Here is a 21148-nt window from a genome sequence, read left to right on the forward strand (position 1 = left end):
TCGCCGATCTCACGAGTTGCTTGCTAGTTTCATTGGCGTCAAATCCCCCGAAGGGGGGGAGTCATCGACACCAGGGGATCAAAAGTGAAGAAGACGGTTACGGGACTGCTGATGGGCGCGTTGGCTACGGGGGCCCTGATCGCCTCGGCGCCTGCGGCACAGGCAACGGTGTATCCGACCGAGAAGGAATGCCTGGCCGCTGCGAAGCAGGAGGTGGCGCGGCGCTCTGCCGCGGGCGACATCAACATCCCCCATTACAGCTGCAAGGCCGAAGGAAACGGCTGGCGAATGGGCATCTTCCGCTGATCGAAGTGGTGAGGGCGGGCTGACCTGATCCACGCCACCCTCGCCGCACGATCTGCCGCACAACCCCGGGACCACCGCGTCGATTGCTGCGCGGTGGTCCTGTTCCGTTTGTCGACCACCGCCGAAATATCTGCCTCCGACCGTCATTCGGTTCGGTCCGGTCGCCGGAACTCGAATGTGTGACCGATGGCCTGTCGAGCTCTCCGAAATCGGTGCGAACTCTCGAGGCCAGGTGAGCGAGAATCGTGACCGATGCGGAAGAAACTACGCTGCAGGTGATTCGGCGTCCGAGTTGCAGGTGGCGGACTTACACTCGGCCGGTGAGCATCCCCACGGAACCGATCGGTAGCATCCCTCGACCTCACGATCTGTTGGCCGCCATGGCCGACGAATCCGGCGACGCCGCCGCGCTCGCCGAACTCCAGCAGCGCGCGGTCGCCGAGACCATCCGCCGTCTGGAGGAACTCGGCTCTCCCGTCGTCACCGACGGCGAGCAGTCCAAGCCGAGCTTCGCCACGTATCCCCTTGCCGGGCTGGATAATCTGGCCCCGGACGGGGCGATCATCCCGTTCGCCGACGGACATCACAGACAGCTGCCCAGGCTCGCCTCGGGGCCGTTCCGCTACGCCGCGCACGCGGCGGACTATCTGCGCAGCGCGCAGCAGCACGCCACCGTTCCCGTGAAGCAAGCCGTCATCGCGCCGTCGGCGTTGAGCCTGCTGTACCCGGCCGACGGGATCGAGGGTTACCCCCGCGAGCAGTTCCTCGCCGACCTCGCCGACGCGGCCGAGGCCGACATCCGTGGCTGCCTGGACGCGGGCGCGCACCTGGTGCAGCTCGACTTCACCGAAGGGCGGCTGTCGCTCAAGCTGGATCCAAGCGGCGGGGTGCTCGACCAGTTCATCGAGCTGAACAACACGGTGCTCGAACGGTTCTCGGACGAGGAGCGGGCCAGGATCGGCGTACACACCTGCCCCGGCGGTGACCAGGACTCCACGCACAGCCTGGACGTGGACTACGTCCAATTGCTGCCGAAGCTGCTGCAACTGCGGGTCGGCGCGTTCTACCTCCAGTTCGCCAGCGAGCCGGACCCGGAGAAGGTGCTCGCCGTGGTCGCCGAGCACCTGCCCGCCGAGGCGCGGGTGTTCATCGGCGTCACCGACCCGATCGACCCGCAGGTGGAGACACCCGAACAGGTGCGTGACCGGGTGCTGCTCGCCGCTCGCTACCTGCCCGTCGAACGGTTGGGCACCTGCGACGACTGCGGTTTCGCACCGTTCGCCGACGACATTTCCACCTCACGGGAAACCGCGTTCGCCAAGATCCGTGTTCGCATCGAGGGCACGGCACTGGCGGCGACGGAACTGGGCGTCTGATCCGCGCAGCTCGACTCGGTTGAACGGCCCCGGGAACTCTCGGGGCCGTTCTCGATCGGGTGGGCAGGAATCCCGCGCATGCACAGCGGAGTCGTTTCGTGACTTCGCCCCCCGGACAGCCGATCTGAAAACGGAAGAAAACGGATCGAGAGATCTCTTGCTCGCGGGACTGTATAGGCGCCTTACTGAAGAGGGTCAGGATCGAGCGGGTTCACAATCCTGGCGCAGCGGAGCCCATTCCGGCGGGGTCGAGGAGGTCGCACGATGTCCACCACTACTTCCCTTTCCGCGGCGCCGACTCTGACCTCGGCGAGCCCGGGTTCGGGGCCGGTCATCGGTGGAACCACGGTCGTCTTGACCGGGACGAACCTGACCGGAGCTACGGCGGTCGGATTCGGCGCCGTTCCAGCGACTTCGTTCACAATCGATTCCGCAACACGGATCACGGCTGTCTCTCCTCCCGCAAGAGGAGTCGTGCGTATCACCGTCACAACGGCCAGTGGGCTGAGTAACGGTCTTCCGTTCACTTATGTCGGCACGCACGCGCCATGCGGGGTGAATTTCGGTCCGGGAATGTCGATCATCTCCGATGGCGGACCGCCGCGCGGAAGCTGGGGCACCGTAGGAGCTGTCGGATACGACGAGCTCGGCAATCTGGTTGCTCTCACGGCAGGGCATATGATGACTAGGAACACCAGAGCTCAGGAGGTATTCCTCTCCGGGAACCGCGGACTGGGTCCGGTCGGGTACTACGCCACGTGGCCCACGAATTGGCCCGGCTTTCCGTCGATGCGCTTTCCGGCCGACTCGTCCAGAGATTACGCGGTCATCAAGCTGGACGAAACGAAGATCAATCCGGTCAACACGACGCCGAACGGCACCGTGATCAACCGGATCGGCGTGGATCCGGTTCCCCTCTCGGACATCATGTGCAAGTACGGCCAAGTGTCCGGAACGACATGTGGTCTCGTCATCGAGTACAAGAACAACGTCATCAGTTCGTGGGCTGCGGTCATTCCGGGCGACAGCGGTGGACCGGTGACGACACGCAGTGGTCTGGTCGGGATCACCTCCGCGATCAATCCGCTCATGCCGTGGGCGCCGTTCCAGTTCACTGGTATTCCTGGAATTCTCGACGACATCGCAGCGCAGGGACCCGGCACGATCGGCATCGGATTCATTCCGCTGCCATGAGCGCTGGGGTCGAGCACGATGCCCGCTCGATCGAATCGGCGGCGATCGGTGCCGTGTGCGAACCCGCGCGTTCCCGTGATCGGTGCCAGAGACTGCCCGGAGCCGACGTCTCGCAGCGATGAACGGCCGAATGATCGTGCTCAGCAGCGGTGCAGTGCCGTGAGCAGGGTGTCCAGGATCGGTGATCGCCTGGCGTCGGCTCGTAGCACCGCCGACACCGGGATCCGTAATTTGCTTTCGGCCAGGCGCAGCACGACCAGGCCTTCGGTGGTGCTTTCGGCATACAGCACCGTCCACGCGTCGGGCCGATTGATCAGCTCCATCGTCGCCGTGTGATCGGGTGGGATCGGCGGCCCGAATGTGGGGCCGGTGGGCAATTCGGCGAACGCGTTGCGGATCACGGTGTGCAACAAGACCTGTTCCTGCTCCGGCGGCAACAGCAGGGGGTAGGAGCTCAGATCCGCCAGGGTCACCGTGTCCTTGGTCGCCAGAGGGTGTGCGCTGGAAGTGGCGATCACGAGATCCTCGACCCAGAGCTGCTCCACCACGAGGCCGGGCTGGTCCACCCTGCCGCGGATCAGGGCCAGATCGCAGTCGCCGTCGGTCACCGCGGTGATGCGCTGACGGAAGGGTTTGATCACGAACTCGATCTCCGCCTCCGGATGCGCGGCGCGCGCCCCCGCGATCGCCGACAGCGAGCGGGTGGCGAAGGACATGTTCGCGGCCAGCCGGATGCGCGGACCGACCGTGCGCACGGCGGCGCGGATCGCCGATTCCAGGCTCAGCATTTGTTTCGCTAGGGGAAGTAGCCGGGCGGTGGCGTCGGTGGGCACGACCGAGCGGGTCGAGCGCTCGAACAGTTGCACACCGAGGTCGCGCTCGAGCCGGGAGATCTGGTGGCTGATCGCCGACTGCGAGATGAAGCAGCGCGCCGCGGCGCCGCTGAAGCTGAGCTCCTCGCACACCGCGACGAAGTAGGTGAGCTGCCGAAGTTCCACAGCGGCCTCCTGATTAATTACGGATCGAGATAAGAGTCATCTGAATTATGCGCCCACACACCTGAAATATCCGCCCTCCGGATCGCGGTTCGTAATGAGAGAAGGAGGCTGTCATGCAGTACGTGGAAGCGGGAATCGAAACCGCAGGTGTCGTCATTGTCGGATCGGGGTTCGGCGGGCTCGCCGCCGCCAAGCAGCTGGCCAAGTCGGGGGTGGACTATGTGCTGATCTCCAGCACGCCCGAACATCTCTTCCAACCGCTGTTGTACCAGGTAGCGACGGGTGTGCTCACATCGGAGGAGATCGCGCCGCCGATCGCGGGGATCCTGCGCCGTCATCGCGAAGCAGATGTGCGCTTGGGCACCGTGGTCGACATCGATCCCGACCGCGCCATCGTCACCTACGAGCACGAGGGCGTGCCCCACCGCATCCGTTACGGCTCGCTGATCGCGGCCACCGGCGCGAGCCAGTCCTACTTCGGCCGCGACGACTTCGCCGAGAAGACCTACTCGCTCAAGACCATCGACGACGCGCGGCGCCTGCGCGCGCAGATCGCTCGCGTCTTCGCCGAAGCCGCGCAGGCCGACGAGCAGACCAGGCGCAGGCTGCTCAGCTTCGTCGTGGTCGGCGCGGGCGCGACCGGCGTCGAGGTGGCCGGTCAGCTGAAGGAGCTGGCGAAACGGCATTTCCATCAGGAGGTATCGGTCACGCTCGTCGAGGGTGCCGGCGAGGTGCTCCCCCCGTTCGGCGGCGGGCTGTCGGAATACGCGAAGAAGTCGCTGACTCGCAGCGGCGTGGACGTGCTGCTCGGCACCTTCGTCACCGACATCGAGCACGGCAAGGTCACCGTCAAGAGCGCCGACGGCGTCGAGCACGCCATCGCGGCGGAAACCGTCGTCTGGTCGGCGGGCGTGCAGGCCGGCGGGTTCGCGAAGATCCTGGCCGAGGCCACCGGCGTGGCGACCGACCGGGCAGGCCGACTGCTGATCAACCCGGACCTCACCGTCGGCGGCTATGCCGACATCTACGCCATCGGCGACATGACTTCGCTCAACGGCTACCCCGGCCAGTCGCCGGTGGCCATGCAGGAGGGCAGGCACGCCGCCGACATCATCCGCCGCAAGAAGCAGCCCGGCACCCCCTTCACCTACTGGGACAAGGGCAGCATGGCGGTGATCAGCCGGTTCAGCGCCGTGACGAAGCTGAACGACCGCATCACCTTCCGCGGCTTCGTCGCCTGGGTCATGTGGCTCGCGGTGCACCTGTTCTACCTGGTCGGTTTCCGTAACCGCTTCGCCGCGGTCGCGTCCTGGCTGGTCGCGTTCATCTTCACCGGATGCCCCGGCTTCGCCGAAGAGGACACGACCCCGAAGAAGGTACGCGCCGAGGAGAGGCGCGCCGCTTGATTTCTTCCCGTACCTGAGGAATCGCGCTGCTCCGAGCCGGGAGTGGCGCGATCCGTCGAGCAGCGGCCGGAAAACGCTTGGGGGAAGCGGTCGCGATGCCGAGGGGCGAACGCGGTGGAACCGTTCGGTGAACGCTCGGTGTGACAGCCGTCTCGTTCACCCAACCGGCATCGTCGCGACACTTCGAGGTTGCTGCGGCGCATTGTCGAGCTGGCTTCATCATGGCTATGACTATTTCGTCCGTGCTGACAGCCCCGGCTCGACCGACGGACTCCGGGGAGGGACGGTCGCGCTACTCGCTGGTGGTTTCCTCCGATCTCGACCACCGCGTCGCCGCGCAGCGCCTGCGTTACAACGTGTTCGCCAACGAGCCGGGCTTCCGGATCCCGGACGACGGCACGGGTTTGGACGCCGACCGTTTCGACGAGCACTGCGACCACATGCTCGTGCGCGACGACGCCACCGGCGAGTTCGTCGGCTGCTATCGAATGCTGCCGCCGGACAAGGTCGCCGCGGCGGGCGGGTACTACACGGCGACGGAATTCGATCTGGCCCAGCTGGATCCGGAGGGCATGCGGATCGTGGAGATGGGCCGCGCCTGCGTGGTCCCCGATCACCGCAACGGCTCGGTACTCACCCTCATGTGGGCGGGCATCCTGCATTACATCCAGCTCACCGGTTACGAGTGGGTCATGGGCTGCGTGTCGGTGCCGATGCAGGACACCCCGGCCGACGCGCCCGGGGTGAACGTGCGCGGCGTGCGCGACATGCTGCTCGGCCGGCACGCCTCCGACCCGGAGCGCCGGGTCCACCCGTACAACCCGGTGATCGTCGACGGAAAGTCCCTGGACGAACTGACGCCGCCGTCGCGGCCGAAGCTGCCCCCGCTCGTGCGCGGTTACCTGCGGCTGGGCGCGGAGATCTGCGGCGAGCCCGCCCATGATCCCGCATTCGCGGTCGCCGACTTCGTCGTGTTGCTCGGACTGAACACGATCAACACCCGCTATCTCAACCGGCTACAGGACGCCGCCGCGTCGTTCGACGGGGGACGGTGAGAACCGTGGTCTTCGACGCGCCACCCGCCACGTCCACCGCGCACGCATGGATGCCGTCGAGCCCCTGTGGCCCCGGCTGCCTGGATTCGATCGATGAGATCGGGTCGGCGCGGGTGGTCGCCCGCCTGGCCGGGGTCGCCGGATTGCTGCTCAGTTTCCCGGTCGCGAACGCGGTGGCACCGCGTGGCCGGCGGGCCTCGTTGCAGTGCGGCTATGCGCATTTGCTGCTCGGCTGCCTGGGCATGCGGTTGCGCATTGTCGACAACCGGGGGGCCGTGGACGAGCGCGGTGTCGTCGATGAGGGCGACGCCGCGTTCGTACCCGCCGGTTTCGGAACCGGGGTCGGCGGCGCACTGGTCGTGACCGGGCACATCGGCTGGACCGACATCGTCGCGCTGGCCTCGGTGCAGCCGCTCGGCTTCGTGGCGCGTGCGGACATGGTGGACTGGCCGCTGATCGGCAAACTCGCCAGGCTGATGCGGGTGATTCCGATCGAGCGGGAAAGTCTGCGGCAGCTGCCCGGCGTGGTGGCCGCGGTCGGAGCGCGGCTGGCCGCGGGCGACCGGATCGGCGTCTTCCCCGAAGGCACGACCTGGTGTGGCCGGGCTTACGGCACCATGCGGCCCGCGTTGTTCCAAGCTGCGGTGGACACCGGCACTCCGGTACAGCCGGTGCGGTTGCGGTACCTGGACCGGCACGGTGTGCCGTGCACGGTGCCCGGTTTCGTCGGCGTCGACACCTTCGCCTCCTCCGCGCGCCGGGTCCTGCGGTCGCGCGGCATGGTCGCCGAAGTGGTGCTGGAGCCGGTGCAGCAGCCCGGCGACGACCGGCGCGAGCTGGCTCGCCGCTGTGAGGCGGCCATCCGGGGTACCGCGTCGTCGCACCGTGGTGCGGCGGAAGCGACGGAGTGGATCGAGGCGGGGCACACCCGCGTGCAGGACCCGTCGGTCGCCGCCGACGCCCCGGAAGTGCGCAGGCCACGCCGCCGCCCGGTGCTGCGCGGTCGCCGCACCGCAGCCGCGCAGTAGGCGCTGAACGCACAGCCGGGGTTCGTGGCGCGGCACACTGCGCGATAGCCCGATCCCGGCTTCGTCAGAGTTCGCCCGTGGCTGTCGTCAGGGCTGGACCGGTCGTCGGAAACCGTGGACGCACCGCGCTTTCAGTCCGCGGGACGTATGTTCCGGGCGACTCGCTGTATTACGCCGTGATCGTGAGCACCGGCGTCGAGTGGCCTCGCAGCGCTGCACACGATTTCGGGGCGGGCCGATGCCGACCCGCCCCGAAGGGAAACTCAAAAACCGCTGCCCGTGGGCGGCCGGAACCCGGGGTGCGAGCCGGGCCTGCTGTGATCCCAGTCGTCGTGGCGGTCACGACCGCGGAACCAGTCGTCGTCGCAGTCGGGATCCCAGGTGTGGTGATGGGTGTGGTCGTGGAAACGAGCGTGGTCGTGGAAACGGGCGTGGTCATGGAAACGGGCGTGGTCGTGGACATCGGCGGGCTCGAGCACGATCGGGTCGGCGAGCGCGGGCACCGCGACGGCCGCGACCGGCATCACAGCGAGAACGGACGCGGCCGCGGCGCGTGCCAGCACACGTCGCGTACGTCCCTGCGGGCGTGGGTCCATCGGAACTTCCTCTCATAAATTCGTCCGGTAGTCGACCGCTCGGCACACCGGCCGGCCTCGGCCCCGCGGGGGAACGGACGAGCAGCGATGAATTCGTCCGTAACGTACCGCTATTCGACGATTCATTTAATAGGTGGAAACCCTGAAATCCGTCGCCGGGTCTCGCCAGGTTCGATCGTCACCGACGGAGTAGCAGCCGTGGGAGTAGCGCACCGAACCGGCACTACCCCGACGTACGCTCTGCTGGGTTTTCGACCCCCTGATCGGGAGCGCCGGCGTCGAGGGGAGAAGGGCCGCAGACGATTCCGGGGCGGGTCGATGTCGGCCCGCCCCGGAAAACTGGAAACTCAGAAACCGCTGCCCGTGGGCGGCCGGAACCCGTGGTGCCAACCCGGCCTGCCGTGGTCCCAGTCGTCGTGGCGGTCACGACCGCGGAACCAGTCGTCGTGGCGACCCCGGTCCCAGTCGCGGTGCCGCCCGTTGTTCCATCCGTCGTGACGGTGACCGCCGTGGCCGTGGCCGGGGCGGCCGTGCGCCGCGTCGACCTGGTCGGGGGTCTCGAGCACGATCGGGTCGGCGAGCGCGGGCACCGCGACGGCGGCGACCGGCATCAGGGCGAGTACGGACGCCGCGGCGGCGCGTGCCAGGACACGTCGCGTTCGTCCATGGGTGCGTGGGTCCATCGGAACTTCCTCACTGATCGATTCGTCCGGTAGTCGATCGCTCGGCGCTCCGGCCGGGAACCCGTTCGGGAGCGAGCGGGACAGCGATCAATACGCTGAATAACGTACCGCTGTTCAGCGGTACATTCAATAGGTGATTACCCTGAGATTCGGTCGCCTGCTGGTGCATTCGGCCCGGAAACGCACCCCCTGCGGGCGCGTGAGCAGGGGGGAATAACCGCCAGACGGTGACGGCTATCCTTAACTGGTCATGAAGTCGGCTTTTTCGGGTCCGGTCAACGGTGCTGCGCCCCAGACGGTCTACCTCGATCACGCGGCCACCACACCGATGCTGCCCGCGGCCATCGAGGCGATGACGGCTGCCCTGCGCACCACGGGCAACGCGTCGTCCCTGCACGGATCGGGGCGCGCCGCCCGGCGGCGACTGGAGGAAGCGCGCGAGTCGATCGCCGCCGACCTCGGCGCCCGGCCCTCGGAGGTCGTCTTCACCTCCGGCGGCACCGAGAGCGACAACCTGGCGGTCAAGGGCATCTTCTGGGCGCGCCGCGACGCCGATCCGCGCCGGAACCGGATCATCGCCAGTTCGATCGAGCATCACGCCGTGATCGACGCGGTGGAGTGGCTGGAGCGGCACGAGGGCGCGCAGGTCACCTGGCTGCCGGTGGACGCAGAGGGCGTGGTCTCCGCCGGCGTGCTGCGCGCCGCGCTGGCCGACCGGCCCGACGATGTCGCGCTGGTCACCGTGATGTGGGCGAACAACGAGGTGGGCGCCATCCAGCCGATCGCCGAATTGGCGGCCGTGGCAGCCGAATTCGGTGTTCCCATGCACAGCGATGCGGTCCAGGCGGCGGCGCAGCTCCCCATTCACTTCGGCGCGAGCGGGTTGTCCGCGGCCAGTTTCGCCGGGCACAAGGTCGGCGGCCCGCACGGTGTCGGAGTGCTGCTGCTCGGCAGGCAGGTGCCGTGCGTGCCGCTGCTGCACGGCGGCGGCCACGAGCGCGACCTGCGGTCCGGCACCTCCGACACGGCGGCCGCCCTCGGCCTGGCCGCGGCGCTGCGCCAGACGGCGAACGAACTTCCCGACCGGACCGTCGACCTGGTCGCGTTGCGCGAGGCGTTGATCGCCGGGATCCGCGCGGTGGCGCCCGACGCGGTGCTCAACGGCCCGCTCGGCGAGCGGCGTCTGCCCGGCAACGTGCACGTCACCTTCCCCGGGTGCGAGGGGGATTCGCTGCTGATGCTGCTGGACGCGGCGGGGATCGAATGCTCGACGGGTTCGGCGTGCACCGCGGGCGTAGCGACGCCCAGTCACGTATTGATCGCCATGGGCGTGGAGCCGCGGCAGGCGCGCGGATCGCTGCGCTTCTCGTTGGGCCACACCTCGACGCGGGCCGACGTGGACGCGCTGCTGGAAGTATTGCCCCAGGTGGTGGAGCGGGCCAAGGCCGCGGGCCTGGCCGGTGCGAGAGGAGGTGTCTGATGCGGGTACTCGCCGCGATGAGCGGTGGTGTGGATTCGGCCGTGGCGGCGGCGCGTGCCGTCGACGCCGGTCACGAGGTGGTCGGCGTGCATCTGGCGCTGTCGGCGACACCGGGCACGCTGCGCACCGGGTCGCGCGGCTGCTGCTCGAAGGAGGACGCCGGTGACGCCCGGCGCGCCGCCGACGTGCTCGGCATTCCCTTCTATGTCTGGGATTTCGCCGACCGCTTCAAGGAAGACGTCATCGACGACTTCGTCGCCGCCTACGCGGCGGGCGAGACGCCGAATCCGTGCCTGCGCTGCAACGAGAAGATCAAGTTCTCCGCGCTGGCCGACCGCGCGGTGGCGCTCGGCTTCGACGCCGTGGTCACCGGACACTACGCGCGGCTCGAGGACGGCGTGCTGCGCCGCGCCGTCGACGCCGACAAGGACCAGTCCTACGTGCTGGCGGTGCTGACCGCGCAGCAGCTTTCGCGCGCGATGTTCCCGGTGGGCGACACCCCCAAGCCGCAGATCCGCGCCGAGGCGGCCGAGCGCGGCCTCGCAGTCGCGACCAAGCCGGACAGCCACGACATCTGCTTCATCCCCTCCGGCGACACTCGCGCCTTCCTCGGCGCGAAGATCGGTATCCGGCCCGGCGCGGTCGTCGACGCCGACGGTCAGGTGCTCGCGCGGCACGAGGGCGTGCACGGGTTCACCATCGGTCAGCGCAAGGGATTGGGGTTGCCGGGTCCCGCCGCCGACGGCAAGCCGCGATACGTCACCGGGATCGACCCCGATTCCGGCACGGTCCACGTCGGTTCGGCCGATGACCTGCGGGTCTGGACGGTCGAGGCGGAGCGCGCGATCTGGACGTCGGGGTCCGCGCCGAGCGGACCGATCGAGTGCGTGGCGCAGGTGCGCGCGCACGGCGGCACCGCGCCCGCGGTGGCCGAGGCGGCGGGCGACGGACTGGTCGTGCGGCTGCGTGAGCCGCTGACCGGCGTGGCGCGCGGCCAGGCCGTGGTGCTCTACCGGCCGGATCCCGAAGGCGACGAGGTGATCGGCAGCGGGACCATCTCCGGGACCCTGCGCGAGCCCGTCGCGAGTGAAGCGGGGGCCGAGTCGGCGCGGTGATCCGGCGCGCGGCGCGGCCATCCAGGTGCCGTCCTACTCCTCGCACCCCGGTGCGGCGTGCGGACCGAAAGACCTTGTGTAGCCGTCGAGGACGACGGATCCGTAATGGCGGAATCGAACGGACGGAGGTACGGCAGCGGTGTACGAGACCGGCGCGGACGACGCGGCTCGAGAGGGTGGGACGGACACGGTGACCGAGGCGGTGCGCGTGCCGGGAGGGATCGCCACCGGCGTCGGCTCCTGGCCGGGCACCGACCCGCGCGAGGCCGCCGCGACCATCGTCGGTGAACTCGGCGAGCTGCCGCACCTGGTGGAATTGCCCGCTCGCGGTGCGGGCGCGGACCTGATCGGCCGGGCTTCCGCGCTGCTGGTCGACCTGCGCTTCGACACCACACCCAGGGGCTACCGGCTCGCGCCCCGTCCGGGCGCGGTCTCGCGCCGGGCGCACGACCTGCTGCGATCCGATCTGGACGCGCTCGAGGAAGCGTGGGAGAACGCCGGTCTATCCGGTCGCAACCGTCCGGTGAAGGTGCAGTCGGCGGGCCCGCTGACGTTGGCCGCGCAGGTCGAGCTGCCCGGGGGCCATCGGGTGCTCACCGATCCCGGCGCGGTGCGCGACCTCGCGGAATCCCTGGCCGAGGGGCTGGCGCAGCACGTGGCGGAGGTGCGTAAGCGGCTCGGCGCGCAGGTCGTCCTGCAGTTGGACGAACCGTCGCTGTCCGCGGTGCTGGACGGTTCACTGCGCGGGGTGAGCGTGCTGAACACCGTGCGCGCCCTCCCCGAGCCGGAAGCGCTGGCCGTACTGGACACGGTGCTCGCCGCCCAGTCCGCGCCGGTGCTGGTGCACAGCTGCGCCGAGCCGCCCGCGCTCGGCCTGCTGCGCCGCAGCGTCGCCGATGCGATCGGATTCGACCTGAGCAGGATCGGCACCAGGCAGCTCGACGAGGTCGGCGAGACCCTGGAAGCGGGCAAGCAGCTGGTGCTCGGTGTTGTCCCGACCGAGCCGCCCGCGACGCCTGTGACCTGGCGCGACATCGCCGAGCCCGGCGTCCGGCTGATCGACCGGCTCGGCTTCGGCCGCCGCACGCTGGCGCAACGGGTGGCGGTCAGCCCGGCATGTGGTCTGGCGGGCGTGCCGCTGGAGTGGAGCCGGCGTGCGCTGCGGCTGGCCGTGGACGTCGCGCGCGCGTATGCCGAAGAGCCGGAGGAGCTTTCGTTCTCCTGACACGCGATGCGGCGTTCAGGGCGGCGCAGGGCTTTCAGATCGCGGGCGCCGGCACCATGCTGGTCGTCGGATTCGCTGTGCTCGCCGATCTGTGGGCTCATCGCCATCGGATCAGCCGGTTTCGACTCACGTCGAGCGGCGTCGGAATCCTGGCCATCATGAGTGGGTTCTGTTTCGTCATTTTTGTGTCCGGACCGTCGGGTCAGGTCTGCTCGCCGGGATGACGCCCGCGGGTGCCCCCTCCGACCAGGAAACGGACCGGCCGGAATCCATGTCCGCGGGTGCGGCGACGTGCGCGAACATGGCGAGGCGCTGTCGGTGGCCTCCGCTAATGTGCGATGGGTGAGTGACAGCGACAGCGCGGCGGCCCCGGCGACGGCAGAGCAGCGGGTGGAGTGGCAGCGACTCGCGGACGAGGTGCGCGAGCACCAGTTCCGCTACTACGTCCGGGACGCGCCGATCATCTCCGACGGCGAGTTCGACGCGCTGTTGCGGCGATTGCAGGCCATGGAGGACGAACATCCGGACCTGCGTACGCCGGATTCGCCGACCCAGCTCGTCGGTGGCGGTTTCGCGACCGATTTCACCGCTGTCGACCACCTCGAGCGGATGTTGTCGCTGGACAACGTGTTCGACATCGACGAGTTACGCGCCTGGGCCGCCCGAGTGGAGGCGGAGACCGGGCCGGACCTGCACTACCTGTGCGAGGTGAAGATCGACGGCGTCGCGTTGAACCTCGTCTACCAGAACGGGCGGCTCGCGCGCGGCGCCACCCGAGGCGACGGACGCACCGGCGAGGACGTGACGCTCAACGCGCGCACCATCGACGACATCCCCGGCGAGCTGACCCCCAGCGACGAGTTCCCCATCCCGCAGCTGCTCGAGGTCCGCGGCGAGGTGTACTTCCGGCTGGAGGACTTCGAGACACTCAACGCCGCCATCGTGGCCGAGGGCAAGCCGCCCTATGCCAATCCGCGCAACACGGCGGCCGGTTCGCTGCGTCAGAAGGATCCGTCGGTCACCGCGCGACGCAGGTTGCGCATGATCTGCCACGGCTTCGGCCGCATCGAGGGCTACACGCCGACCTCGCAGTACGAGGCGTACCGCGCGCTCGCCGCGTGGGGTCTGCCGGTGTCCGAGCACACCAGGCGGGTGCAGGGCATCGACGCGGTGATCGAGCGGGTCGCCTACTGGGGCGAGCACCGGCACGACATCGAGCACGAGATCGACGGCCAGGTCATCAAGGTCGACGAGACCGCGCTGCAACGTCGCCTCGGTTCCACCTCGCGCGCGCCGCGCTGGGCGATCGCCTACAAGTACCCGCCCGAGGAGGCGACGACCAAGCTGCTGAACATCCAGGTGAACGTCGGCCGCACCGGCCGGGTGACGCCGTTCGCGGTGATGGAGCCGGTGTCCGTCGCGGGCTCCACGGTCGCGATGGCCACCCTGCACAACGCCGCCGAGGTCAAGCGCAAGGGCGTGCTGATCGGTGACACGGTCACCATCCGCAAGGCGGGCGACGTGATTCCCGAGGTGCTGGGGCCCGTGGTGGACGCGCGTCCCGAAGACGCGCGGGAATTCGTCATGCCGACGCACTGCCCCGAGTGCGGCACCGAACTGCGCCCGGAGAAGGAGGGCGACGCCGACATCCGCTGCCCGAACCAGCAGTTCTGCCCCGCTCAGTTGCGCGAGCGCGTCTACCACGTGGCCGGGCGCGGTGCCTTCGACATCGAGGCCCTCGGTTATGAAGGCGCGATCGATCTGCTGAAGTCCGGCGCTATCACCGACGAGGGCGACCTGTTCGACCTGGACGAGGCAACGCTGCTCACCACCTCGCTCTATGCCAACAAGAACGGCAGCCTCTCCGCCAACGGCAAGCGGCTGCTGGAGAACCTGGCCGTGGCCAGGGACCGGCCGCTGTGGCGTGTGCTGGTCGGCCTGTCCATCCGGCACGTCGGCCCCACCGCGGCGCGCGCGCTCGCCGCCGAATTCGGCAGCTTGGACCGCATCGAGGCGGCGTCGGGAGAGGAATTGGCCGCCGCCGACGGCGTCGGCCCGACCATCGCGGCCGCCGTGGCGGAGTGGTTCACCGTGGACTGGCATCGCGCCGTGGTGGCGAAGTGGCGGGCCGCGGGCGTGCGGATGGAGGACGAACGCGACGAGTCCATCGAGCGCAACTTGGAAGGCTTGTCCATCGTGGTGACCGGGTCGCTGCAGGGCTTCACCCGCGACGGCGCCAAGGAGGCGATCCTGAGGCGCGGCGGGAAGGCCGCGAGTTCGGTCTCGAAGAAGACCGCGTTCGTGGTGGTCGGTGACGCGCCCGGCTCCAAGGCCGCGAAGGCGGAGGAACTCGGCGTGCCGATCCTGGACGAGGAGGGTTTCCAGCGACTGCTGGCGGGCGGCCCCGATGCGGTCGCGCCGGAGACGGCCGCGGAGGACGCCGACGCCGAGGAGTGAGCGGCCTTGACCTGAAGATGCGTTGAGGTATGAGGATCGTCTGGTAGGCGACTACCAGGAGGTCATCATGTCTGGTCCTACCGCACTGATCACCGGAGCGTCGGCCGGATTGGGCGCGGCGCTCGCGCGGGCGCTGATCGAACAGGGGTGGCGGGTACTGGGGACCGCGCGTCGCGCCGACCGGTTGACGCGCGTGGCCGCCGCATCGGGCTCCGCGTTCGTCCCGGTCCCGGGTGACGTCACCGATCCGGGGGATCGTGCGCGGCTTGCGGAGGTCGCGCGCGAGGCGGGCGAACTCGATCTCGTGGTGAACAACGCCAGCCGCCTCGGGCCGAGTCCGCTGCCTCGCCTCGCCGACTATCCGCTGGACGAATTGGAGCGCGTACTGCGCACCAATGTCGTAGCGCCACTGGCGGTTGTGCAGTTCACGCTGCCGCTGCTGCGCTCCGGCGGCGTCGTGGTGAACATCAGTTCCGACGCCGCGTCGGAGCCGTATGCCGAATGGGGCGGATACGGATCGTCCAAAGCGGCGCTCGACCAGCTCACGGCGATCCTCGCCGCGGAGCATCCGGACCTGTCGATCTACGCTTTCGATCCCGGCGACATGCGCACCGAGATGCACCAGGCGGCGTTTCCCGGCGCCGACATCTCCGATCGGCCCGCGCCGGAGACGGTGGTGCCCGCGCTGCTGCGGCTACTCGCCGAGAAACCCAGGAGCGGGCGTTACGCCGCAGCGGATTTCGTCGCCGGGCGGGCGTCGTGACGGTGCGCACCACCCTGCCGTTCTTCGACCTGTCCCCGGAACGAGATGCCGCCGCCCCACCCGAGGCACGGGGCATCGCGCGCGACGACGTCCGCCTGCTGGTCGCCGATCCGGACCTGACCCACTCCTTGTTCCGCGAGTTGCCGGACCGGCTGCGCCCCGGTGATCTCCTGGTGGTGAACAACTCGGCGACCATGTCGTCTGCGGTCGACGCCACGCTGCACGGCGAGCCGGTCGTGCTGCACTTCTCGACTCGGCTGGACGACGGTCGCTGGGTGGTGGAAGTCCGGACGGCGCAGCGCACGCCCTATCCGACCGAGCGGCTATGGTCCGGAACCGTGCTGGGATTGCCGGATGCCGTGGCGACTCTGCACGCGCCCTGGCTCCCCGGCGGTCGGCGCCTGTGGAGCGCCGACGTGACCACCGAGGTGCCTCGATTGCTGGCCGCGCACGGCCGCCCGATCACGTATTCCTATGTGCCGCAGCGATGGTCGTCCTCGTATTACACAACCGTCTTCGGCCGGATACCGGGCAGTGCGGAGATGCCGAGCGCGGCACGGCCCTTCACCGAGCGGCTGGTGCTGGATCTGATCGCCGCGGGCGTCGCTCTCGCGCCGATCACACTGCACACCGGCGTCTCCTCATCCGAGGCAGGGGAGCCGCCGAGCCCGGAGCGATTCGTCGTCCCGGCCTCGACGGCGCGGCTGGTGAACGCGACGAAAGCCGCGGGCGGACGCGTCGTCGCGGTCGGCACGACGGTGACGCGGGCGCTGGAGACCGCCGCCGATCCCTCCGGCCTGGCCCACGCCGCGCACGGGTGGACCGACCTGGTGCTCGGAGCGGAACGACCGGCTCGCGTGGTGGACGGCCTGATCACAGGTTGGCACGCTCCCGGCGCGTCCCACCTGGATCTTCTGGTCGCGGTGGCGGGGGAGCAGACCGTCGCCGCCGCCTATGCCGCTGCCGTGGACACCGGCTATCTGTGGCACGAGTTCGGTGACAGCGCCCTGCTGTTCGGCGGCAGCCCGCTCAGCTCACCGTGACCGTGGCGCCCAGCTGCCCGGCGATGTCGAATCGGCCGCAGCGGCCGTCGCTCAGGTCGAGCTTCTGGGTGATGATCTTGCCGCGGCGATTCTTGAACGTCGCTTCGGCGGTCACATCGGCGGTCGACGTGGAGCACACCTTCGACACCACGCCGGGCGGGTCGTAGCTGACCGTTCCCCCACCCTGGCAGGTGTTCGTGCTGTTGGCCAGAAACACGCGCGCGGAGCCCTCCGGGCACGGCGCGTCCGCCACCGCTTCCGGCGCCACGACCAGCGAGCCAAGCGCGAGCGCGGCGACGACGGAGCTTCGAACCACCAGACGACGAACCGTCGATCCCATCATCAACCCTCATCCCATCGAACAACTTCGGCAGTACGCCACGGCGAAACCGCAGCGTGCAGGCATGCTAACCCGCTATCGCACGTACTGTCCTGGTGACGGTCGTCGGGCTACTCGGGGAACAGCAGGTCGTCCACGGGGATGGTGACTCCCGCATAGTGGACGGGAATCTCATCGCCGGGCCGGTACTCCTTGCGGGTCCGGTACCCGGTACGCGTCGGTTCGGTGTGCTCGTAGACGACCGTTCTCGTGACGACCCAGTACCTCGAATACCCCGCACGGCCATACAGTTTCGCCTTGACGCCGAGGTCTTGCATAACCGTCTCGTCGGAGATTTCGATGACCAGTAGCACGTCGGAGGGGTCCCAGACCGCGATCTTCGGGCCGAGCGAATCGACCTGATCCGCGTCTGCGCGCAGTACCCAGCAATCAGGGTCGGGCAGGGATTGGGCAGTGGGTAGCGTCTCGCTGGTCACCTCGACGCCCTTGGTCGGAAGTTGCCGTGCGATACGGAACACCGCTCGGCCGTGCCACGACCCGATTACCACCGGCCATACCTCCCCCTCGACGAGTTCGACGCGATGGTCGAACGCGCCCGCCTCCCACGCGCGCAGGAACTCGCTGCGCGTCCAGCGGTAGGAGATGGAATCCCCGGTCATGCGCTCAACGTACCGTGCCTTCGACTGTCCATCCATCGGTCACAGACCTGTTCGACCAGGTAGCGGTCGTGATCAGGGCCCGGAGGCGGAGATATCCGATGGCGCGGCGATCCGATGCGTGAGCTCGGTGCGCATGTACCCGGATCGAGGCGAGCGCCCGGCGCGGATCGCGGACGCCACCGGGCTGATGTCGCCTCAGCGCGGCGCGGACGGAAGTATGGCGGCATGCTGCGCAGTTTTCAGGTGACCAATCACAGATCGCTGGCCGACGAGCAGGAGTTGCGGCTCACCAAGGGGAGCGGTCCGGTGGCCGTGCCGGTGACCGCCGTGCACGGCGGCGCCGCGGCGGGCAAGACGAACCTGATCGATGCGCTCGGGCAGATGCGTGACGCGGTATTGCATTCGGTGACCGGGTGGGATCCGTACGCGGGTCCGGTGCGTGCGCCGCACCTCGGATTTCCGGAGCGGCCTTCGGAATTCGTGGCGGCGTTCGTCGCCGAGGGCGTGCCCTACACCTACGGCTTCCGCCTGGACAACGCCGACGTGACGGCGGAATGGCTGCACACCCACCCGCGCTCGCGCAAGCGAATCGTGTTCGAGCGCAGCGGGGAACAGATCAAGATCGGCCCGATGTTCGAGGCGGCCCGTTACGGGATCACCGCGCTGGCTCCGCTGGTGCGCCCGAACGCACTGCTGCTCAGCCTCGCCGGGCAGATGTACTCCGAGGCGCTCGTGCCCGCCTACCGCTGGTTCGAGTCCATGCTCGAAGTGCAGCGGGGACCCGCCGAACCCGACGCCATCGCCCACCGGCTGGGCAGCCACATCTCTCGCTCGGCGGACAACGCGGCGCGGCTGCTGATGCTGCTGCGCACGGCCGAGCTGGGCATCACCGACCTGCTCGTCGCCGAGCACGACCCGATGTACGCCGACTACCTGCGTGAGCTGGACGCCGATATCGCCGGCCTCGGCAAGCGGATCGACCTGTGCGCCACATCGCCCGGCTATGCCGACGAGGTTCTGCGCGAGACCGGCCTGACCCCCGTGCTGCTCGAGCGCGAGCTGACCAACCTGCAGGCCGCGCGCGACGCCCTGTACGCGCGGATGGTGGCCCGGCGCGGCGTCGGCCTGAACCTGGTGCACGACGGCATCGACGCTCCGTTCGAGATCGGCGACGAATCCTCCGCCACGCTGTCGTTGCTGCGGGTGCTGCCCGCCATGCTCGACGCGCTGGACGCGGGCCGGGTGCTCGCCGTCGACGACATCGGCGCGTGCCTGCCCGCCGAGGAGACCGATCGGCTGATCCAGCTCTTCCAGAATCCGGAGACCAATGTCCGGGGCGCCCAATTGATCTTCACGACGAACAACCGGCTGCTGATCGATCGGGGCAACGGGCGTTCGCAACGCACCCGTACGTCGGTCTGGCACATCCGGCGCACCGCGCAGGGCACCAGCGAGCTCGCGCCGGTGTGACGCGCACCTAGCATGGGGACATGCTGGAGTTCGTCGCGCTGGTAACCCTGACCGCGGTGCTGGTGTCGCTGATCGTGTTCGCCATCCGGGGCAGGCGGGGCTACGCGCCGGCGAGTCCGGAGGAGGGGACGCTGTACGTCACCGGCGTGAGCCCGCGCCCCGACGCTCCTGGAGAGCAGTACGTGACCATCACCGGAAACCTGAGCGGTCCCTCGGTCTCGGGCAAGGTCGTGTACGGCCGCTTCGTCTGGGACACCAGTTCCTGGCCGCAGACCGGTGATCTGCTCACCGTCGTCTATCCGGCGGGCAAGCCGGACCGCTGGCAGATCTCCCGTCCCGCCTGACCGGTCGTCCGCAGCACGACTCCGCGGGAATGCGGCGGCCGCGGTGTGCTATTCCGCAGGAGCGCGGACGTGCCGTAGCCCACGTTATGCCCGATGGCATCATGCCGGGTATGGATGTGCGGGACGCGGGTGTCGTCGTTCGGGCGGCGCGGCCGGATGAGTACGCCGCGGTCGGTGAGCTGACCGTGGAGGTCTACGTCGGCGAGGGTTACGTGGAGGCGGGCAGTTGGTACGCGGGCGAGCTGGCCGACACCGCCCGCCGCGCCGCCGCGGCCGGGATCTTGGTCGCCACGCACGCGGACCGGATCGTCGGCTCACTCACGGTCGCGCCGGCAGGGAATCCGTACGCGGAGATCGCGCTGCCGGGTGAACTGGAGTTCCGCATGCTCGCCGTCGCGAAGACCGCACGCGGTCTCGGCGCGGGAACGGCGTTGGTGCGTGCCGTGATCGAGCGCGCCCGCGCGGAAGGGTGCGCTGCGGTCGCACTCACCACCATGCCCGCGATGGTCGACGCCCGCCGGATCTACGACCGCTTCGGCTTCCGTCCTGTGCCGAGCCGCAACTGGCGGACCAGCGCCGGGGAGTTGCTGCACGTGCTCCGGCTACCGCTCGACCCTGCGGCCGAGCCGGTCTAGGTTTCCTTCGCAGACGCGCTGCCTGCCCGGAACCGCTCGGATGTGCCGGGCGACGAGCGCATGAGTCGAGCCCGCGACCTTGCGGGCTGGATATCCTCCCGGCCTCGATCGGGGTGGCGTCACCGTGCCGGGACCGTGAGGGGGATACAACACGGGAAATCGCAGAGACGAATGCCCGACGGCGCGAAAGAACCAGGCAGCCTGCGGATCAGCCGAGGACGGTAGCGACGATCCCCGCGAGGTAACCCAGCCGGGCCACCTCGGAGGGCCGGAAGTCGGGTCCGCCGGGCCTGCCGAGCAGCAGCACCTTGCCGGTGTTGCCCAGCGGAGCGGCGGCCAGCTTGGTGTCCATGTCCCGCCAGATCTCCGGCACCCAATCCCCTTCGGGATCGAGCACGCTGGGCTTCTCCAGCGGCATCCACGGCGCCGAACCCGCCTGCGTCTGCGGCGCGCTCGGGCTGCCGACCACGCGGTAGGCCCCGTGCGGCCCGATGTCGATGATCGTGCTCCAGCCGACCCGAAGCACCCGCGGCACGCCGTCCACCAGCACCTGCATCCGGTCGTCGCGGGCGCCGGCCACCTGGTCGATGAGCTCGAGCTCGCGGTGGGTGTCGAGCACGCCGGAGTACGGGCGGATCGAGTCCACGTGCACGTCGCCGATCGATTCCGCCGCGGTGATGAGGGTGTCGGGGAGCGCGCCGGATGGCACCTCGACGACCAGATCGTCGACGGCGTAGCCTGCGCCGCGCTCGACGACATCCAGGGAGAGGATGTCGGCGCCGACGGAGCCGAGTGCGAGGGCGAGAGCGCCGAGGCTTCCCGGTCGATCCGGAAGTTGCACGCGGAGCAGATACGACACGTGCGTTTCCTTTCTTAGGGCGGCCGAGGCTGGAGAACGAATACCCGGGTGACGCAATACTTACACCCCTTACGGCCGGTTATCGAGTCGAAGGCGGTCCAGTGACGCACGCCACT

21 protein-coding genes and 1 pseudogene are annotated in these 21148 nt (G+C 69.0%); 16 read left to right on the forward strand and 6 right to left on the reverse strand.

Annotated elements, in window-relative coordinates; all coding sequences use genetic code 11:
* The first annotated feature begins 84 nt into the window (after nucleotides 1-84).
* The 4 genes and pseudogenes from GVY64_RS03010 to GVY64_RS37640 all read left to right on the forward strand — a co-directional run bounded on the left by GVY64_RS03010 (nucleotide 85) and on the right by GVY64_RS37640 (nucleotide 2876).
* Nucleotides 85-306 carry a hypothetical protein gene (locus GVY64_RS03010; protein ID WP_159838492.1) on the forward strand — a complete coding sequence of 74 codons (222 nt, stop codon included), beginning with the start codon at nucleotides 85-87 and terminating at the stop codon, nucleotides 304-306.
* A gap of 320 nt (nucleotides 307-626) precedes the next feature.
* On the forward strand, nucleotides 627-1682 hold the full coding sequence (locus tag GVY64_RS03015) for a cobalamin-independent methionine synthase II family protein (protein WP_159838494.1): 1056 nt from the start codon (nucleotides 627-629) through the stop codon (nucleotides 1680-1682).
* Between the two features lie 264 nt (nucleotides 1683-1946).
* Nucleotides 1947-2201: pseudogene (locus GVY64_RS39030) on the forward strand (IPT/TIG domain-containing protein); the annotation flags it as partial.
* A gap of 159 nt (nucleotides 2202-2360) precedes the next feature.
* Nucleotides 2361-2876: a S1 family peptidase gene (locus GVY64_RS37640; RefSeq protein WP_236566572.1), complete on the forward strand. Its 516-nt coding sequence runs from the start codon at nucleotides 2361-2363 to the stop codon at nucleotides 2874-2876.
* Between the two features lie 140 nt (nucleotides 2877-3016).
* On the opposite strand, the gene GVY64_RS03025 is transcribed toward GVY64_RS37640, so the two are convergent.
* Nucleotides 3017-3874, reverse strand: coding sequence for a LysR family transcriptional regulator (locus tag GVY64_RS03025; protein WP_159838498.1), 858 nt, complete (start codon nucleotides 3872-3874; stop codon nucleotides 3017-3019).
* Nucleotides 3875-3987: 113 nt separating this feature from the next.
* Between GVY64_RS03025 and GVY64_RS03030 the strand changes: the two genes are divergently transcribed.
* From GVY64_RS03030 to GVY64_RS03040, 3 genes are all read left to right on the forward strand, one after another.
* Nucleotides 3988-5280: an NAD(P)/FAD-dependent oxidoreductase gene (locus tag GVY64_RS03030; RefSeq protein ID WP_159838500.1), complete on the forward strand. Its 1293-nt coding sequence runs from the start codon at nucleotides 3988-3990 to the stop codon at nucleotides 5278-5280.
* A gap of 227 nt (nucleotides 5281-5507) precedes the next feature.
* Nucleotides 5508-6335 (forward strand): GNAT family N-acetyltransferase, encoded by an 828-nt coding sequence (locus GVY64_RS03035; RefSeq protein WP_159838502.1) that lies wholly within the window; start codon nucleotides 5508-5510, stop codon nucleotides 6333-6335.
* Nucleotides 6336-6340: 5 nt separating this feature from the next.
* Nucleotides 6341-7363, forward strand: coding sequence for a lysophospholipid acyltransferase family protein (locus GVY64_RS03040; RefSeq protein ID WP_236566573.1), 1023 nt, complete (start codon nucleotides 6341-6343; stop codon nucleotides 7361-7363).
* Between the two features lie 263 nt (nucleotides 7364-7626).
* On the opposite strand, the gene GVY64_RS03045 is transcribed toward GVY64_RS03040, so the two are convergent.
* Nucleotides 7627-7959, reverse strand: a complete 333-nt coding sequence (locus GVY64_RS03045; protein ID WP_159838504.1) for a hypothetical protein — start codon at nucleotides 7957-7959, stop codon at nucleotides 7627-7629.
* A 347-nt stretch (nucleotides 7960-8306) separates the two neighbouring features.
* Nucleotides 8307-8642 carry a hypothetical protein gene (locus GVY64_RS03050; protein ID WP_159838506.1) on the reverse strand — a complete coding sequence of 112 codons (336 nt, stop codon included), beginning with the start codon at nucleotides 8640-8642 and terminating at the stop codon, nucleotides 8307-8309.
* A 250-nt stretch (nucleotides 8643-8892) separates the two neighbouring features.
* Here GVY64_RS03050 and GVY64_RS03055 point away from each other — a divergent pair, with 250 nt between their 5' ends.
* From GVY64_RS03055 to GVY64_RS03080, 6 genes are all read left to right on the forward strand, one after another.
* Nucleotides 8893-10122, forward strand: coding sequence for a cysteine desulfurase family protein (locus GVY64_RS03055; RefSeq protein ID WP_159838508.1), 1230 nt, complete (start codon nucleotides 8893-8895; stop codon nucleotides 10120-10122).
* Nucleotides 10122-11237, forward strand: a complete 1116-nt coding sequence (mnmA, locus tag GVY64_RS03060; RefSeq protein ID WP_159838510.1) for a tRNA 2-thiouridine(34) synthase MnmA — start codon at nucleotides 10122-10124, stop codon at nucleotides 11235-11237. Before GVY64_RS03055 ends, mnmA begins: the two co-directional genes overlap by 1 nt.
* Nucleotides 11238-11427: 190 nt before the next feature.
* Complete coding sequence (locus tag GVY64_RS03065) at nucleotides 11428-12462, forward strand: methionine synthase (RefSeq protein ID WP_159838854.1); 1035 nt, start codon at nucleotides 11428-11430, stop codon at nucleotides 12460-12462.
* Between the two features lie 342 nt (nucleotides 12463-12804).
* A complete protein-coding gene (ligA, locus tag GVY64_RS03070; protein ID WP_159838512.1) occupies nucleotides 12805-14919 on the forward strand; it encodes an NAD-dependent DNA ligase LigA in 2115 nt (704 codons plus the stop codon).
* A gap of 67 nt (nucleotides 14920-14986) precedes the next feature.
* Entirely contained in the window at nucleotides 14987-15682 is a 696-nt protein-coding gene (locus tag GVY64_RS03075; RefSeq protein ID WP_159838514.1) for an SDR family NAD(P)-dependent oxidoreductase, read from the forward strand.
* Nucleotides 15679-16725, forward strand: coding sequence for an S-adenosylmethionine:tRNA ribosyltransferase-isomerase (locus GVY64_RS03080; protein ID WP_236566574.1), 1047 nt, complete (start codon nucleotides 15679-15681; stop codon nucleotides 16723-16725). Before GVY64_RS03075 ends, GVY64_RS03080 begins: the two co-directional genes overlap by 4 nt.
* Here GVY64_RS03080 and GVY64_RS03085 read toward each other — a convergent pair.
* Both GVY64_RS03085 and GVY64_RS03090 read right to left on the reverse strand, forming a co-directional pair.
* Nucleotides 16712-17068: a hypothetical protein gene (locus GVY64_RS03085; protein WP_159838516.1), complete on the reverse strand. Its 357-nt coding sequence runs from the start codon at nucleotides 17066-17068 to the stop codon at nucleotides 16712-16714. The genes GVY64_RS03080 and GVY64_RS03085 overlap by 14 nt on opposite strands.
* A 107-nt stretch (nucleotides 17069-17175) precedes the next feature.
* Nucleotides 17176-17724 (reverse strand): Uma2 family endonuclease, encoded by a 549-nt coding sequence (locus GVY64_RS03090; RefSeq protein WP_159838517.1) that lies wholly within the window; start codon nucleotides 17722-17724, stop codon nucleotides 17176-17178.
* A gap of 225 nt (nucleotides 17725-17949) precedes the next feature.
* Here GVY64_RS03090 and GVY64_RS03095 point away from each other — a divergent pair, with 225 nt between their 5' ends.
* The 3 genes from GVY64_RS03095 (at nucleotide 17950) to GVY64_RS03105 (ending at nucleotide 20173) form a co-directional block, all read left to right on the forward strand.
* Nucleotides 17950-19194 (forward strand): AAA family ATPase, encoded by a 1245-nt coding sequence (locus tag GVY64_RS03095; RefSeq protein WP_159838519.1) that lies wholly within the window; start codon nucleotides 17950-17952, stop codon nucleotides 19192-19194.
* A gap of 20 nt (nucleotides 19195-19214) precedes the next feature.
* Nucleotides 19215-19538, forward strand: coding sequence for a hypothetical protein (locus GVY64_RS03100; protein WP_159838521.1), 324 nt, complete (start codon nucleotides 19215-19217; stop codon nucleotides 19536-19538).
* 101 nt (nucleotides 19539-19639) lie between these two features.
* Nucleotides 19640-20173 (forward strand): GNAT family N-acetyltransferase, encoded by a 534-nt coding sequence (locus tag GVY64_RS03105; RefSeq protein ID WP_159838523.1) that lies wholly within the window; start codon nucleotides 19640-19642, stop codon nucleotides 20171-20173.
* Nucleotides 20174-20381: 208 nt separating this feature from the next.
* On the opposite strand, the gene GVY64_RS03110 is transcribed toward GVY64_RS03105, so the two are convergent.
* Nucleotides 20382-21032: an amino acid-binding protein gene (locus GVY64_RS03110; RefSeq protein WP_159838525.1), complete on the reverse strand. Its 651-nt coding sequence runs from the start codon at nucleotides 21030-21032 to the stop codon at nucleotides 20382-20384.
* Nucleotides 21033-21148: the final 116 nt, after the last annotated feature.

The sequence above is a fragment of the Nocardia sp. CY41 genome, assembly GCF_009829325.1.
Lineage (GTDB): Bacteria > Actinomycetota > Actinomycetes > Mycobacteriales > Mycobacteriaceae > Nocardia.

Coding starts and splice junctions, on each gene's coding strand:
- GVY64_RS03100 (WP_159838521.1), top strand. CDS start 19,215: ATGCTGGAGTTCGTCGCGCTGGTAACCCTGACCGCGGTGCTGGTGTCG.
- GVY64_RS03035 (WP_159838502.1), top strand. CDS start 5,508: ATGACTATTTCGTCCGTGCTGACAGCCCCGGCTCGACCGACGGACTCC.
- GVY64_RS03105 (WP_159838523.1), top strand. CDS start 19,640: ATGCCGGGTATGGATGTGCGGGACGCGGGTGTCGTCGTTCGGGCGGCG.
- mnmA (WP_159838510.1), top strand. CDS start 10,122: ATGCGGGTACTCGCCGCGATGAGCGGTGGTGTGGATTCGGCCGTGGCG.
- GVY64_RS03030 (WP_159838500.1), top strand. CDS start 3,988: ATGCAGTACGTGGAAGCGGGAATCGAAACCGCAGGTGTCGTCATTGTC.
- GVY64_RS03050 (WP_159838506.1), bottom strand. CDS start 8,642: ATGGACCCACGCACCCATGGACGAACGCGACGTGTCCTGGCACGCGCC.
- GVY64_RS03075 (WP_159838514.1), top strand. CDS start 14,987: ATGTCTGGTCCTACCGCACTGATCACCGGAGCGTCGGCCGGATTGGGC.
- GVY64_RS03045 (WP_159838504.1), bottom strand. CDS start 7,959: ATGGACCCACGCCCGCAGGGACGTACGCGACGTGTGCTGGCACGCGCC.
- GVY64_RS03095 (WP_159838519.1), top strand. CDS start 17,950: ATGCTGCGCAGTTTTCAGGTGACCAATCACAGATCGCTGGCCGACGAG.
- GVY64_RS03090 (WP_159838517.1), bottom strand. CDS start 17,724: ATGACCGGGGATTCCATCTCCTACCGCTGGACGCGCAGCGAGTTCCTG.
- GVY64_RS03085 (WP_159838516.1), bottom strand. CDS start 17,068: ATGATGGGATCGACGGTTCGTCGTCTGGTGGTTCGAAGCTCCGTCGTC.
- GVY64_RS37640 (WP_236566572.1), top strand. CDS start 2,361: ATGATGACTAGGAACACCAGAGCTCAGGAGGTATTCCTCTCCGGGAAC.
- GVY64_RS03055 (WP_159838508.1), top strand. CDS start 8,893: ATGAAGTCGGCTTTTTCGGGTCCGGTCAACGGTGCTGCGCCCCAGACG.